Origin of the sequence: Sphingomonas liriopis (assembly GCF_024211255.1) — a bacterium.
In the GTDB taxonomy this organism is placed as follows: domain Bacteria; phylum Pseudomonadota; class Alphaproteobacteria; order Sphingomonadales; family Sphingomonadaceae; genus Sphingomonas; species Sphingomonas liriopis.
This window is the reverse complement of record NZ_JAMLDY010000010.1, coordinates 146972-160985: the sequence shown is the minus strand read 5'-3', so window position 1 is coordinate 160985 and position 14014 is coordinate 146972. Positions and strand designations below refer to the sequence as shown.

The following is a 14014-nucleotide window of genomic DNA, read 5'->3' as shown; positions in this document are numbered from 1 at the left end:
CGTCCTCATCGCCGTCGCACGCAAACTCCTCACCATCCTCAATGCCATCATTCGAAACCAGACACCCTTCGTCCAATAACCACAATTACACAGTTGCCGGAACAAGTCCGGGGTGACGAAGGAATGGGGGAGGCGTTCGGGCTAGAGCCCGATGACTCCAACTGGCCCGTTCGTGCTGGGCCTGTCGAAGCACAGGTGAGAATCAGGCCGTTCGACAGGCTCAGGGAGACGGTCGAACCGAAGTCATTGTGTTCTGGTAGCGCGACGTCGTGCCGGTCAGGGTTTCGCCACCGGCGCGACCGCTGCCGTCTGCGGCACGTCGTCGAGCGAAATCGCCACCCGGCCGCGCTTGTCGGGCTTCTTCGCGAAGGCGGACTTGGCCGCCCCCACCAGCGCGCCGACCAGCGGCATGATCGGCGGGCCGAACCCCACCGTACAGCCCCTTTGCGTCGCCGCGCAGGGCGTGCCCTCGAGCGCCAGCACCTTGGCCGCCGACAGCTCGCGATTGGCGCCGCGGCCGGCGGGCGGGCCCGCCTCGTCGGGCAGCGGCAGCGCCTGCGACGACTTGCCGTCGGCGCAGACGACGATGTCCGCCTTGTCCGTCGCCGGGGCGCAGGACTGGGGCGCGAGGATCGAGAAGCGTTGCGGCATGTCGGCCGGCTTCGGTGCGGCCGGCTCCGCCGCCGCGGCCTGCAGGGCGAGCGCCAGCAGGATCATGGCGCGAGGCTCCGGTCGGTCGTCGTGCCGGTCAGCCCGGTGCGGCTGCTCATCGTGACGCCGGCCATGCCGCCGCCGACGAGGAACGGGCTCAAATCCTGCACCGGATTGGTGCGGTGGAGCAACCGGTCGCGCTCGACCGCCACCGCCTCGTAGCGCGGATCGCCCGCGTCGTGGACGACGAAGGGGACGCGGAACCGGTCGGCGCGGCGACGGCCGCAGACGGTGATGTCGGTGGTGTTCGGGTCGGGCCGGCACCGCTCCCCCGCGATCAGCGCGCGTGATGTCGCGAGCAGCGTTGCGGCCTCGTCGCCCGCCGGCGCCATCGCCAGCAGCAACCAGATCATTCGCTGAAATCCGTACTGAAGATCTTGCGCCCGCGGCTGGTGCAATATTTGTCGCCGACCAGCCCGCATTGCTGGCCATCGGCGGCGAAGGCGCGCTCCTTCGACGTTCGCGCCAGCGAATCGCGCTCGAGGGGGATGCGATAATCCTCCTTGCGGGTCGCCGCGGCGCAATCGTCGCCGACGCAGGGCACGACGATGCGCGAGACGGTCACCGGTGCGGGGGGCAGGCGGAAACCCGCGATGTCGTCGCTGGCGGCGGACGGGATCAGCAACAGCAACGCGAACATGGGACCGTACTCCGACAACAGGGCCACCCAAAAAACGCGCCGGCCGCGATAAGTCTCCGTCAGACCGACGTGGAGATCAAGCGCCAACGGGCGCCACGCCCAGCCGCGGGATGTCGATCGCTGGACAGCGGTCCATCACCACCTGCAATCCCGCCGCTTCGGCGCGCGCGGCGGCGTCGTGGTCGATCACGCCCAATTGCATCCACACCGCCTTGGCACCGATCGCGATCGCCTCGTCCACCACCGCGCCGACGGCATCGGACCGGCGGAAGATGTCGACGATGTCGATGGGGTCGCCCAGCTGATGCAGGTCGCGGAAGACGAATTCGCCATGGACATGCTCGCCGGTGATCTGCGGATTGACCGGGATGACGCGATAGCCGTGGCGCTGCAGCGCCGCCATCACGCCATAGGAGGGGCGGCTGGGGCGATCGGACGCACCGACCAGCGCGATCGTCCGCGCGCCTTCCAGCAGCGCCTTGATGGCGGCATCGTCGGTCAGCGGCATCGGCTCTCTCCTCAGTGCGCGGTCAGCCAGTCGTCTACCAGCCCCGCTATCGCGTGGAACGCCGCGCCATCGGCGCCGTTCCCCGCCGCCGGTGGCTGGCCCGCGTCGGACGCGGTGCGGATGCCGATCGCCAGCGGCACGCGGCCGAGGAAGGGCAGGCCCAGTCGCTCCGCCGTCGCCTGCGCGCCGCCGGTGCCGAACGGATCGGAGACCTCGCCGCAATGCGGACAGATGTAGCCCGCCATGTTCTCGACGATGCCGATGATCGGGATGCCCGCCTTGTCGAACAGGTCGATCGCGCGGGTCGCATCGATCAGCGCGAGATCCTGCGGCGTCGAGACGATGACCGCGCCCGCCGGCTTGTGCTTCTGCACCATCGTCAGCTGCACGTCGCCGGTACCAGGGGGGAGGTCGAGCACCAAAGTATCGGTCGCGCCCCAGTCCGCCTCGACCAGCTGGGTCAGCGCGCCCGCGACCATCGGCCCGCGCCAGGCGAGCGCACGGCCGGGCGCGACCAGCTGGCCCATCGACAGCATCGGCACGCCAAAAGGGGTGGGGACGGGGTCGAGCACCTTGTCCTTCGCGGTCGGCCGCTGGTCCTCCGCCGCCATCAGCCGCGGTTGCGAGGGGCCGTAGATGTCGGCATCGACCAGCCCGACGCGCCGCCCGCGCGCCTTCAGCCCGATGGCGAGATTGGCGGCGAGCGTCGATTTGCCGACGCCGCCCTTGCCGCTCGCCACCGCGATCAGCCGGCGCTGCGTCCGTTCGGCGGTGACGACGACGCGCAGCTCGCCGGGCCAGCTGGCGCTCGCGGCGGCGCGCACCGCCGCCTCCAGCGCGTCGCGCTCGCGCGCCGACAGGCCGGTGGCGTCGAGGACGATGCCCGCGCGGTCCCCTTCGAAGCGCAGCGTCGCGCGGTCTCCCGCGACGGCGCGGACGTGCTCGATCGTGACGTCTTGTTTCATGGTGCGCGAGATAGGGCCGCGGCGGCGGCTTGCCACTGTTTTTCCGCGAACGCCCTCCTATAAGAGGGTCATGACGATCATGCCGGGCCACGAGGGGCGCCCACCCATTCTCGCCACCGAAACGCCGAAGGGCCCCTGGGGGCAGGGCGACGACACGCCCGGCGCCGGCGGCCCGCGCAATCCCTGGTCGCTGCCGCCGGGCGGGCGCAAGCCCGGCGCCAAGCCGACCGCGCTCGACGATTTCCTCAACAAGGCGCGCGGCGGCGGCGGTGGCGGGGGCGGCGGCTTCAACGGCCTGCCGGGCGCGCCCAATGCGCGTGCGCTGTGGCTGATCGGGGCGGGGATCATCCTGCTCGTCTGGGTGCTCTACACCTCGATCCACCCGATCGCGCCGCAGGAACGCGGCGTCGTCACCTATCTGGGCCGCTATTCGGGGACGCTCGATCCCGGCATCGCGATGACGCTGCCCGCGCCGATCGCGCGCGTCGTCAAGGTCGACGTCCAGAACATCCGCATCGAGAACTTTCCCGAGTCCGGCACCGAAAACCTGATGCTGACCCGCGACCAGAACATCATCGACCTCGCCTATGCGGTGCGCTGGAAGATCTCGAGCCCACAGAATTACGTGTTCCAGATCGATCGCCCGCGCGAGACGGTGCGCGCCACCGCGGAGAGCGCGATGCGCGAGGTGGTGGCGAACGTGACGCTCGATTCGGCCCTGGGGCCGGGCCGCGCGGGGATCGAGAACCAGGTGCAGGAGCGGATGCAGAAGGTGCTCGACGACTATAAGTCGGGCATCGTCGTCGTCGGCGTCGGCATCAAGCAGGCCGATCCGCCCGCACGCGTCAACGACGCGTTCAAGGACGTGACCGCCGCGCAGCAGGATGCGCAGGGCGCGCGCAACCAGGCGCAATCCTATGCCAAGCAGGTCGTCGCCCGCGCCGAGGGCGAGGCGTCGCAGTTCGACAAGGTGTACGAACAGTATCGCCTCGCCCCCGAAGTGACGCGGCGCCGCATGTATTACGAGACCATGGAGGCCGTGCTGGCCAAGTCTGACAAGACGATCGTCGAGCCGACGGGCGTCGTCCCCTATCTGCCGATGGGCAATGCGCGGCGGCTGCCCGATGCGACGCCCGCGCAACCGGCGCAACCCGCCCAGCCCGTGGTGACGACGGGAGGCGGCCAGTGAGCGGCCTGTGGCGTCACCCGATCGCGCTCGGCATGGCCGCGCTGGTCTTCGTCATCCTGCTCGCCGCGACGGTCACCATTGTGCCCGAGACGCAGCAGGCGGTGATCCTGCGCTTCGAACAGCCGGTGCGTACGGTCAACGCGTGGAAGCCGGGCGAACAGTTCGGGCGGACGGGCGCAGGGCCGATCCTGCGCATCCCGTTCGTCGACCGGCTGGTCTGGCTCAACAAGCGCGTGCTCGACGTCGATTACGACAACCAGCAGGTGCTCTCGTCCGACCAGCTGCGGCTGGAGGTCGACGCCTATGCGCGTTTCCGCATCATCGATCCGCTGAAGGCGGTGAACGCGACCGGCAGCACCTCGCAGACCGAAACCGCGATCACCGAGGCGCTGCGGCCGCTGCTCGGCAGCTCGATCCGCAACGAGCTCGGCAACCAGCCGTTCGCCACCCTGCTCAGTCCGGAGCGCGATCAGGTGATGGACAATATCCAGACCCGCATGCAGCGGCTCGCCAGCCAGTACGGCGTGCAGATCGTCGACGTGCGGATCAAGCACGCCGATCTGCCGGACGGCAGCCCGCTCGACCGTGCGCTCGCCCGCATGGCGACCGCGCGCCAGCAGCAGGCGACGACGATCCGTGCCGAGGGGCAGAAGGAAGCGCAGATCATCCGCGGCGAGGCCGACGCGCGTTCCGCGCAGATCTATGCGCAAAGCTTCACCAAGGACTCGGATTTCTACGATTTCTACCGCGCGATGCAGTCCTATCGTCACACCTTCGGTGCGGACGGCGGGGCGGCGCCTTCTGGGTCGACGTCGATCATCCTATCGCCCAACAACAGCTACCTGCGCGAGTTCGAAGGGCGGGGGCGTTGATCGGCACTTGCTGACACCCCAACTGTCGGGGCGATGAACATTCAAGCGGCGTTCAGGCGTTCGGGGCCAATCAGGCCCCAATTCCGGATGCCCTTCAATAAGAGGAATCTCCCCTAGTGCGCTACGCCTACGCCATTACCAGTGCGCTTCTCCTCGGCGGCGCGACCGCCACGCTCGCGCTCCAGCCGAGCACCGCCCAGGTGGCCCAGAACGAACCGGGCGCGATCCAGGCGTCGGTGCCGCGCGCCGGCGCGCCGATGAGCTTCGCCGACATGGTCGCCAAGCTGCAGCCCGCGGTCGTCAACATCTCGACCAAGCAGACGATCGTCCAGCAACAGCCCGCCAACCCCTTCTCGGGCACCCCGTTCGGCGAGCTGTTCGGCGGCATGGGTGGCGGTCAGGGCGGCGCACCGGTGAAGCGCGAGGGCGCCTCGCTGGGGTCGGGCTTCCTGATCTCGCCCGACGGCTATGTCGTCACCAACGCGCACGTCATCAGCCCCGGCGCACGTGGCGCGACGGTCAATTCGATCACCGTGACGCTGTCGAACAACAAGGAATATACCGCCAAGGTCATCGGGCAGGACACCGCCTCCGACCTGGCGCTGCTCAAGATCGACGCGGCGGGCCTGCCGTTCGTGAAATGGGGCGATTCCGCGCAGTCGCGGGTCGGCGACTGGGTGGTGGCGATCGGCGAGCCGTTCGGCCTCGGCGGCACGGTCACCGCGGGCATCATCTCGGCGATCAACCGCGTCACCGGGCAGGGCGGCGCCTATGATCGCTTCATCCAGACCGACGCCTCGATCAACCAGGGCAATTCGGGCGGGCCGATGTTCGACCTCAACGGCAACGTGATCGGCGTCAACAGCCAGATTTTCAGCCAGTCGGGCGGCAACATTGGCATCGGCTTCGCGATTCCGGCGGCGGTGGCCAAGCCGATCATCGAGACGTTCCGGACGGGCGGCAAGATCAGCCGCGGCTATATCGGCGTGACGATCGGCGGCACCGTCGACGACGATGCGGCCGCCGCGCTCGGCATCGCCAAGAATGCCGGCGAGCTGATCGCCAAGGTCGAGCCGACCGGCCCGGCGGCGAAGGGCGGCCTGCGTGCCGGTGATGTCGTCACCCGGATCAACGGGCAGGCGGTGACGCGCGAGCAGTCGCTGACCTATCTCGTCTCCAACCTCAAGCCCGGCACCACCGCGCGCTTCGACGTGTTGCGCGCCGGCCAGCCGGCCAGCGTCAGCATCGCGGTCGCGACGCGTCCGCCCGAGGATCAGCTCGGCAAGATCCTGCAGGGGCAGGACGACAGCGGTGGCTTCGGCCCCAATGGCGGCGGCGATGACGACCAAGGCGATGACGATACGTCGTCGGTGCCCGCATCGAGCACCGCGCCGCTGGGCATCACCGTACAGGCGCTGACGCCGGGTATTAGTCGCGCGATCGGCGTCGACAGCAGCGTACAGGGCGTCGTCATCGCGACGGTCGATGCGTCGAGCGATGCGGCCGGCAAGCTGAAGCGCACCGACGTCATCACCGCGGTCAACGGCGTGCCGGTGCGAACCGCGGCCGATTACGCCCGCCTCGTCGCGCAGGCGAAGGCGGCGGGGCGTCCGCAGGTGCTGCTGCTCGTCCAGCGCGGCCGCGGCAACCCGGCGTTCCTGCCGGTGAAGATCAAGTAAGCCGCTTCGCCTGAGAAGCGGGACGGGGCCGTCGCTCTTCGGAGCGGCGGCCCTTTTCTTTTGTTCGCGCGCCGGGGTAGGTCTGCGCGGGCAACCATGGGAGCGGACATGAGCGACGGCATCTTCATCGGTCTGGGCGGCGGCAAGCCGCAATGCCTCGACCTCAAGCGCGCCAACCGCCACGGCCTGATCGCGGGTGCGACCGGCACCGGCAAGACGGTGACGCTGCAGGGGATCATCGAGGGCTTCTCGCGCATCGGCGTGCCGAGCTTCGTCGCCGACGTGAAGGGCGACCTGTCGGGCCTCGCCATGGCCGGATCGCCGACCGCCAAGACGCACGGTGCCTTCGCCGCGCGCGCCGCGGAGATCGGCGACACCGACTGGGCCTATGCCGACAATCCGGTGCAATTCTGGGACCTGTACGGCGAACAGGGCCATCCGATCCGCACCACGGTCAGCGAGATGGGGCCGCTGCTCCTCTCCCGCCTGATGGACCTCAACGAGGTGCAGGAGGGCGTGATGACGATCGCCTTCCACGTCGCCGACAAGGAGGGGCTGCTGCTGATCGACCTCGACGACCTCCAGTCGATGCTGGCGCATTGCGCGACGCGGGCGGACGAGCTGACGACGACCTACGGCAATGTCTCCAAGCAATCGATCGGCGCGATCCAGCGCTCGCTGCTCCAGCTGCGCACGCAGGGCGGCGAGCATTTCTTCGGCGAACCCGCGCTGGAGATGGACGACTTCATCCGCACCGACGACAAGGGCAGGGGCATCGTCAACGTCCTCGCCGCCGACAAACTGATGGCCGCGCCGAAGCTCTACAGCACCTTTTTGCTGTGGCTGATGAGCGAATTGTTCGAGCATCTGCCCGAGGTCGGCGATCCCGACAAACCCAGGCTCGTCTTCTTCTTCGACGAGGCGCATCTGCTGTTCGACGATGCGCCCAAGGGGTTGCTCGACAAGATCGAACAGGTCGTCCGCCTGATCCGCTCCAAGGGGGTCGGCGTCTATTTCATCACGCAGAACCCGATCGACATTCCCGATACGGTCGCAGGCCAGCTCGGCAATCGCGTGCAGCATGCCTTGCGCGCCTTCACGCCGCGCGACCAGGCGGCGGTGCGCTCGGCGGCGGAGACGTTCCGCGCCAATCCCGGCGTCGACGTCGCCACCGCGATCACCGAGCTGAAGGTCGGCGAGGCTTTGGTGTCGCTGCTCCAGGCGGACGGATCGCCGTCGCCGGTCGAGCGCACGCTCATCAAGCCGCCCGCCAGCCGGGTCGGCCCGGTCAGCCCGCAGGAACGGCTGGTGATGATCCAGACCGACGCGGTCGGCGACAAATACGATACCGCGATCGACCGCGAATCGGCCGAGGAAATCCTCGCCGCCAAGACGCAGGAGGCCGCCGCCTCCGCCGCTGCGGCGCGGGCCGCGAACGATGCAGAGAAAGCCGCGGCGTTGCAGGCGAAGGACGACGCGCGGGCCGCCAAGGACGCCGCCCGTCTTCAGGCGGCGCAGGCCAAGGCGGATGCGCAAGCGCAACGCGTTGCGGAGCGCGAGGCGGCCAATTCGCCGTGGTCGAAGGCGATGACCTCCGCCACCCGCGCGGCGAGCTCGTCGATCGGCCGGCAGGTGGCGAACGAGATCGGCAAGCAGGTGTTCGGTTCGGGCTCGCGGCGGTCGTCGTCGGGCGGCGGACTGGTGGGAACGGTGCTGCGCAGCGTGCTGGGCAATCTGATGCGGCGGTGAGGCCTCCCTGCCGTCATCCCGGCGAAAGCCGGGACCCATGGACGCGATCGGCTGCGGCGGCGCGCTACCATCGGCGCCGCGCATCCGTGGGTCCCGGCTTTCGCCGGGATGACGAAGGGGGGCATTCCCCTTTCCCAACCCTCGTCATTCCCGCGAAGGCGGGAATCCATAGTCGCCACATTCGCGATGGCACCGCACGTTCGGCGACTATGGATCCCCGCCTCCGCGGGGATGACGATCTTGTATGAGGCAAGCGCGCCTCGACAACGCCCGCCCACAGGCGCAAAACCCTCCGCGTAACCGGAGCAAACCCCATGTCCCTCGACGACCACAGCCTCACCGACTGGACCGCGGCCGGAGAGGCCGAACTCGACGACGTCGTCGCGCTGCGCCGCGCGATCCATGCCGAGCCGGAGATCGGCCTCGACTGCCGCCGCACCACCGCCAAGATCAAGGCGGCGCTCGCCGGCCTGCCGCTCGAATTCCACGAAGGCCCTTCGACCAGCGGTCTGATCGCGATCCTGCGCGGGTCGGCGGGCGACAACGGCCGCACCGTGCTGCTGCGCGGCGACATGGACGCGCTGCCCTTGCAGGAGGAGACGGGGCTGCCCTTCGCCAGCACGATCCCCGGCCGCATGCACGCCTGCGGCCACGATTCGCACACCGCGATGCTGGTCGGCGCGGCGAAGGCGCTGAGCGCGAGGGCCGAGACGCTGCCCGGCACGATCGTCTTCATGTTCCAGCCGGGCGAGGAGGGGCACCACGGCGCGCGTTTCATGATCGACGACGGGCTGCTCGCCATCGCTGCCCCCGACGCCGCCTTTGCGCTGCACATCACCCCCAACGCCCCCGCAGGCGTCGTCGTCACGCGGGCGGGTTCGATCATGGCGTCCGCCGACACCGTGCACGTCGTCGTGCGGGGCGCGGGCGGGCACGCCGCGATGCCGCACGACTGCATCGACCCGGTGCCGGTCGCGTGCGAGATCGTCACCGCGTTCCAGACCTTCGTCGCGCGCGGGATCGCGGTAACCGACCCCGCGGTGCTGTCGATCACCAAGATCGACGCCGGCTCGGCACACAACATCATCCCCGACGCGGTGCGCATGCTCGGCACGCTGCGCACGCTGTCGGAGGCGACGCGCACGACGATGCACGCCGCGCTCCGCCGCATCGCCGAACATGTCGCGATCGCGCACGGCGCCACCGCCGAGGTGACGATCGACAGCGGCTATCCGGTGACGGTCAACGATCCGCGCGGCGCCGCGCTGGTCGAAGCGGTGGCGGGCGATCTGGGCCAGCCTTTCGCGAAGATGCCGCAACCGATGATGGGTGCGGAGGATTTCTCCTACGTCCTGCGCGAATATCCCGGCGCCTTCGCCTTCCTCGGCGTCGCGCCGGCGGGCAGCGATCCGGCGACCAACCCGCCGCTCCACAACACGCGGATGACGATCGAGGAATCGGTCATGGCGAAGGGCGTCGCGATCCATTGCGCGGTCGCGACGCGCTATCTGGAGCGCGGCTTCGACTGACCCAAGCCCTCGTTACCCCGGACTTGTTCCGGGGTGACGAGGGATATGTGGCGCGCCGCTATAACTAGATGAAACGGACGATCACTTCTTGATGAGCCCGATCTCGACCAGTCGCTGGTGCAAATAGTCGTGGGCGGTGATCGGTTCGGGATAGCGGTTGGGGTTCGCCGCGCTCACCGTCTGCGGCAGCGTCTCGATCAGGAAATCGGGCGCCGGATGCAGGAAGAACGGCATCGAATAGCGCGAATGGCCGCGGCGCTCGGGTGGCGGGTTGACGACGCGGTGCGTGGTCGAGGGCAGGACGTGGTTGGTCAGCCGCTGCAGCATGTCGCCGACGTTGACCACCATCGCGCCCTCGGGCGGCTTGATCGCCAGCCACTTGCCGGTGTTCTTGTCGAGCAGTTCGAGGCCAGCCTCCTCCGCGCCGAGCAGCAGCGTGATGAGATTGATGTCTTCGTGCGCGCCCGCCCGCACGCCCTCGGCATCCATGGGAATCGGCGGATAGTGGAGCAGGCGCAGCACCGAATTGCCGTCCTTCACCGCCGGATCGAACCAGTCGGGGGCGAGGCTTAGATGCCGCGCGATCGCCGACAGCAGCCGGTCGCCGGCGCGGTCGAAGGCGGTGAACAGCTCGAGGAACGTGTCCGTGAACCCCTCCGGTCGCGCCGGCCAGATGTTGGGCGCCATGCTGTCCGCATAGCGATGCCCGGCGGGCAGCTCGCGCCCGATATGCCAGAATTCCTTGAGGTCGACGTGTTTCGCGTCTTTGGCGATCTCGGTCTTGAACGGCGTATAGCCGCGCGCGCCGCCGCCGCCGGCGACGAAATGGTCGCGTTTCTCCGCTTCCGGCAGCGCGAACAGCGCCTCGGTCTCGCGCCAGGCGCGCGCGATCAGATCGTGCGGGATGCCGTGGTCGGCGACGATCGCGAAGCCGAACCGTTCGAACGATTCGCCGAACGCGGCGGCGAAGCCGTCGGGATCGTGTGCCTGCGTCGCAAGGCTGAGGGTGGGCACGTCCGCGTCGAGCGGCGAGGCAGGGGTATCGAGCATGAAGGCCATCCGTCTGATGAAGCGACGGTTATACCCCGCCGCGGCCCCGCCGTCATGCCCCGACGTAAGGGGGCGGATCGGCACGATTCGGCGGGGCGATGAGCGGGCCGGGTGACCTCGTCTCATCGACTCGCCGCGGCGGGCAGCCGCTTGATCGCGCGGCGGCGCGCGTTGGGCTTGCCGGCGACAACCGATTGCAGGCAGACAATCGGCGTCTGGGGCGCGGTGGGGCTGCGAAACACGACGAGTTACATCAGCCGGGCCCGATCAGGGCGGGTACGGCGCATTATCGTTGGGGTCCGATGAACATCTTCGTTCGTACTGTCGCCGCTATCGTCTCGCTCGCCATCGGTCTGTCGGCACCTGCCACGGCACAGACCGCCGCCACCGCCACCGCATCGCCGACCGCCGTCGGCGGCCCGCTGCTCGCCGCCAACGGCAGCGAGGCTCAGGCCGATCTGAAGGCCGATGCGCAGTTCCGCACGCTGTTCCAGAGCTGGAAGAAGCTCGACACGACGCCGCAGGGCGCGATCGCCATCCCTTCGGTCCAGCCGGTCCAGCACCTGCAGTTCACCAGCAATTTCGGCATCCGTTCGGATCCGTTCCGCGGCACCGCGGCGATGCACGCCGGCGTCGATATCCCCGGCCCCGTCGGCACGCCGATCTACGCCACCGCCGACGGCATCGTCGATCACGCCTCGCGCCTGGGCGGCTACGGCAACATGGTCGAGATCAACCACGGCAAGGGCATCGCCACCCGCTACGGCCACCTGTCCAGGATCCTCGTCGCCGACGGCGCGCGCGTCACCCGCGGCCAGCTGATCGCGTTGATGGGGTCGACCGGGCGCTCGACCGGCCCGCACCTTCATTACGAGGTCCGCATCGATGGCCATGCGGTCAACCCGATCCCGTTCCTGACCACCGCCGACTATCTGCTCGCCTCGCAGGACCGCGCAGTTCACGCGATCCCGGTCTCGACCGACGGCCCCGCCGCGCAGGATTGATCGCGGGGGCGCGCCCATCGCGGTTGCCCCCACCCCATAGCGCGCCTATCTCCCCCGACATGGCTACGCTCTCACCCGACATCCTGCTGACCCCCGCCGCCGCCGCGCGCGTCGCGGCGATCGCGGGCAAGCAGAACAAGCCCGCGATCCTCCGCCTGTCGGTCGATGGCGGCGGCTGTTCGGGGTTCCAGTACAAGTTCGGCTTCGCCGACGCGCCGGACGCCGACGATACCGTCGCCGAAACCGACGGTGTGCGGCTGGTGGTCGACAGCGTCAGCCTCGATCTCGTGCGCGGTTGTCAGGTCGATTACGTCGAATCGCTGGGCGGTGCGGCGTTCCGGGTGGAGAATCCCAACGCCGCCTCGGGATGCGGCTGCGGCTCCAGCTTCGCGGTCTGATCGTTCGTGAAGCTCGTCACCTACAACGTCAACGGCATCAAGGCGCGACTGCCGCGGCTGATCGAATATCTCACCGAACAGCAGCCCGACGTCGTCTGCCTGCAGGAGATCAAGTGCAGCGACGACACCTTTCCCTTCGGCGACATCGAGGGCGCCGGCTATGGCTCGGTGTGGCACGGACAGAAGGGCTTCAACGGCGTCGCAGTGCTCGCGAAGGCCGCGATGCCCGTCGAGCGGCAACGCGGCCTGACCGGCGAACCCGAGGACGAGCATAGCCGCTATCTCGAATGCGAGATCGACGGGCTGGTCGTCGCGTCGATCTACCTCCCCAACGGCAATCCGCAGCCCGGCCCCAAGTTCGACTATAAATTGCGCTGGATGGAGCGGCTCGCGGCGCGCGCACAGGTGCTGCTCGACGACGAGGTGCCGACCGTCCTGATGGGCGATTACAACGTCATCCCCAACGACGACGACACCTTCTCGGTGCGCGCGATGGCTGAGGACGCGCTGATGCAGCCCGAAAGCCGCGCCGCCTATCGCCGCCTGCTCGCGCAGGGCTGGACCGACGCGTTGCGCACCCGCCAGCCGAAGGGCGGTGTGTGGACCTTCTGGGACTATCAGGCGGGCGCGTGGCAGCGTGACGCGGGGTTCCGCATCGACCATCTGCTGCTCAGCCCGCAGGCCGCCGACCGGCTGGTCGATGCCGGCGTCGACAAGGACTATCGCGGTCGCGAGAAGGCGAGCGACCACGCACCGACATGGGTGCGGTTGACGTGAAGCGGCTGGTGCTGGCGCTCGCCGCGCTGACCGCCACGCCGGCGCTGGCGCAGAGCCGCGACTACTGCCCGGAGCGGCCTGGCCTCGACACGCCGGCGTGCATCGTCGATCGCGGCCATGTCTCGGTCGAGACGGGGGTGGTCGACTGGACGCTCGATCGCCAGCCGGATGCGCGTACCGACACGCTGCTGATCGGCGATACGCTGGTCCGCGTCGGGGTCAGCGACACGGTGGAGGCGCGGATCGGCTGGACACCGTACGGCCATCAGCGCGTGCGCGACCGCCAGAGTGGCGCGATCGATCGTACGGGCCGCGTCGGCGACGTATCGCTGGGCGTGAAGGCGTCGCTGGCGCACCCCGACGGCAACGGATTCTCGGTCGCGGCGCTTCCCTATGTGACGCTGCCGGTCGGCCGTACGCCGATCGGGGCGGGGACATGGGGCGCGGGGTTCCTGCTGCCCTTGAGCTACGACGTGTCGGAACGCGTCCAGCTCGATGCTACGCCCGAGGTCGATGCGCAGCCGAACGCTGACCAGCCCGGCCGTCACTTGCGCTACAGCGCTGCCGGCGGCGCGACGTTCAAGCTGTCCGAAGCGGTGTCGTTCGCGGCGGAGGGCCAGCTGATTCAGGACAATGATCCCGATGAGCATACGACGCAGGCGCTGGCCGCGCTGTCGGTCGCATGGCAGCCGGCGGACGACTGGCAGCTCGACCTGTACGGTGTCGCCGGCCTCAACCACGATGCGCCGGATGTGGAACTATCCGCAGGGATCTCGCGGCGGTTCTAGGGGCGCCGGGTCGCTCCACCTCCCTCGTCACCCCGGACGTGTTCCGGGGTCCACTCTGCGGCGAGGCGCATGGCTTCGGGCTCGAGCGATACGCCTGCGGCCCGGTGGACCCCGGAACGAGTCCGGGGTGACGGGGGAAGTGGGGCGAGCGATTG

Annotated in this window: 15 protein-coding genes; 9 read left to right on the top strand and 6 right to left on the bottom strand. The window is 69.0% G+C overall.

Translation table 11 applies throughout. The features are described from left to right. Positions 1–276 precede the first annotated feature (276 nt). From M9979_RS10285 to M9979_RS10265, 5 genes are all read right to left on the bottom strand, one after another. Positions 277–717, bottom strand: coding sequence for a hypothetical protein (locus M9979_RS10285; protein WP_254289267.1), 441 nt, complete (start codon positions 715–717; stop codon positions 277–279). Continuing rightward, entirely contained in the window at positions 714–1064 is a 351-nt protein-coding gene (locus M9979_RS10280; protein ID WP_254289266.1) for a hypothetical protein, read from the bottom strand. The genes M9979_RS10285 and M9979_RS10280 overlap by 4 nt, the downstream gene beginning before the upstream one ends. After that, entirely contained in the window at positions 1061–1351 is a 291-nt protein-coding gene (locus M9979_RS10275) for a hypothetical protein (RefSeq protein ID WP_254289265.1), read from the bottom strand. The genes M9979_RS10280 and M9979_RS10275 overlap by 4 nt, the downstream gene beginning before the upstream one ends. 76 nt (positions 1352–1427) lie before the next feature. After that, a complete protein-coding gene (locus M9979_RS10270; RefSeq protein ID WP_254289264.1) occupies positions 1428–1859 on the bottom strand; it encodes a CoA-binding protein in 432 nt (143 codons plus the stop codon). Positions 1860–1870: 11 nt separating this feature from the next. Continuing rightward, the gene (locus M9979_RS10265) at positions 1871–2824 is read right to left on the bottom strand and encodes an Mrp/NBP35 family ATP-binding protein (RefSeq protein ID WP_254289263.1); all 954 of its coding nucleotides are present in this window, start codon (positions 2822–2824) and stop codon (positions 1871–1873) included. 70 nt (positions 2825–2894) lie between these two features. On the opposite strand from M9979_RS10265, the gene hflK reads away from it, so the two are divergent. The 5 genes from hflK to M9979_RS10240 all read left to right on the top strand — a co-directional run bounded on the left by hflK (position 2895) and on the right by M9979_RS10240 (position 9842). Then, on the top strand, positions 2895–4013 hold the full coding sequence (gene hflK / locus M9979_RS10260; protein ID WP_254289262.1) for an FtsH protease activity modulator HflK: 1119 nt from the start codon (positions 2895–2897) through the stop codon (positions 4011–4013). Positions 4014–4045: 32 nt separating this feature from the next. After that, positions 4046–4885 (top strand): protease modulator HflC, encoded by an 840-nt coding sequence (gene hflC / locus M9979_RS10255; RefSeq protein ID WP_254289274.1) that lies wholly within the window; start codon positions 4046–4048, stop codon positions 4883–4885. A 116-nt stretch (positions 4886–5001) separates the two neighbouring features. Beyond that, a complete protein-coding gene (locus tag M9979_RS10250; protein WP_254289261.1) occupies positions 5002–6564 on the top strand; it encodes a Do family serine endopeptidase in 1563 nt (520 codons plus the stop codon). A 108-nt stretch (positions 6565–6672) separates the two neighbouring features. Next, on the top strand, positions 6673–8313 hold the full coding sequence (locus M9979_RS10245) for a helicase HerA-like domain-containing protein (protein ID WP_254289260.1): 1641 nt from the start codon (positions 6673–6675) through the stop codon (positions 8311–8313). Positions 8314–8627: 314 nt separating this feature from the next. Beyond that, the gene (locus tag M9979_RS10240) at positions 8628–9842 is read left to right on the top strand and encodes a M20 metallopeptidase family protein (protein WP_254289259.1); all 1215 of its coding nucleotides are present in this window, start codon (positions 8628–8630) and stop codon (positions 9840–9842) included. Positions 9843–9923: 81 nt separating this feature from the next. On the opposite strand, the gene M9979_RS10235 is transcribed toward M9979_RS10240, so the two are convergent. Then, positions 9924–10892, bottom strand: a complete 969-nt coding sequence (locus M9979_RS10235; protein ID WP_254289258.1) for an isopenicillin N synthase family dioxygenase — start codon at positions 10890–10892, stop codon at positions 9924–9926. A 302-nt stretch (positions 10893–11194) separates the two neighbouring features. On the opposite strand from M9979_RS10235, the gene M9979_RS10230 reads away from it, so the two are divergent. Genes M9979_RS10230 through M9979_RS10215 form a run of 4 tightly spaced genes read left to right on the top strand, consistent with a single transcriptional unit; the run spans position 11195 to position 13859 of the window. Continuing rightward, positions 11195–11896, top strand: coding sequence for a M23 family metallopeptidase (locus tag M9979_RS10230; protein WP_254289257.1), 702 nt, complete (start codon positions 11195–11197; stop codon positions 11894–11896). Between the two features lie 59 nt (positions 11897–11955). Further along, positions 11956–12294 (top strand): iron-sulfur cluster insertion protein ErpA, encoded by a 339-nt coding sequence (gene erpA, locus M9979_RS10225; RefSeq protein ID WP_254289256.1) that lies wholly within the window; start codon positions 11956–11958, stop codon positions 12292–12294. 6 nt (positions 12295–12300) lie between these two features. Further along, a complete protein-coding gene (xth, locus tag M9979_RS10220) occupies positions 12301–13071 on the top strand; it encodes an exodeoxyribonuclease III (protein ID WP_254289255.1) in 771 nt (256 codons plus the stop codon). After that, a complete protein-coding gene (locus tag M9979_RS10215) occupies positions 13053–13859 on the top strand; it encodes a transporter (protein WP_254289254.1) in 807 nt (268 codons plus the stop codon). The genes xth and M9979_RS10215 overlap by 19 nt, the downstream gene beginning before the upstream one ends. The last annotated feature ends 155 nt before the right edge of the window (positions 13860–14014 follow it).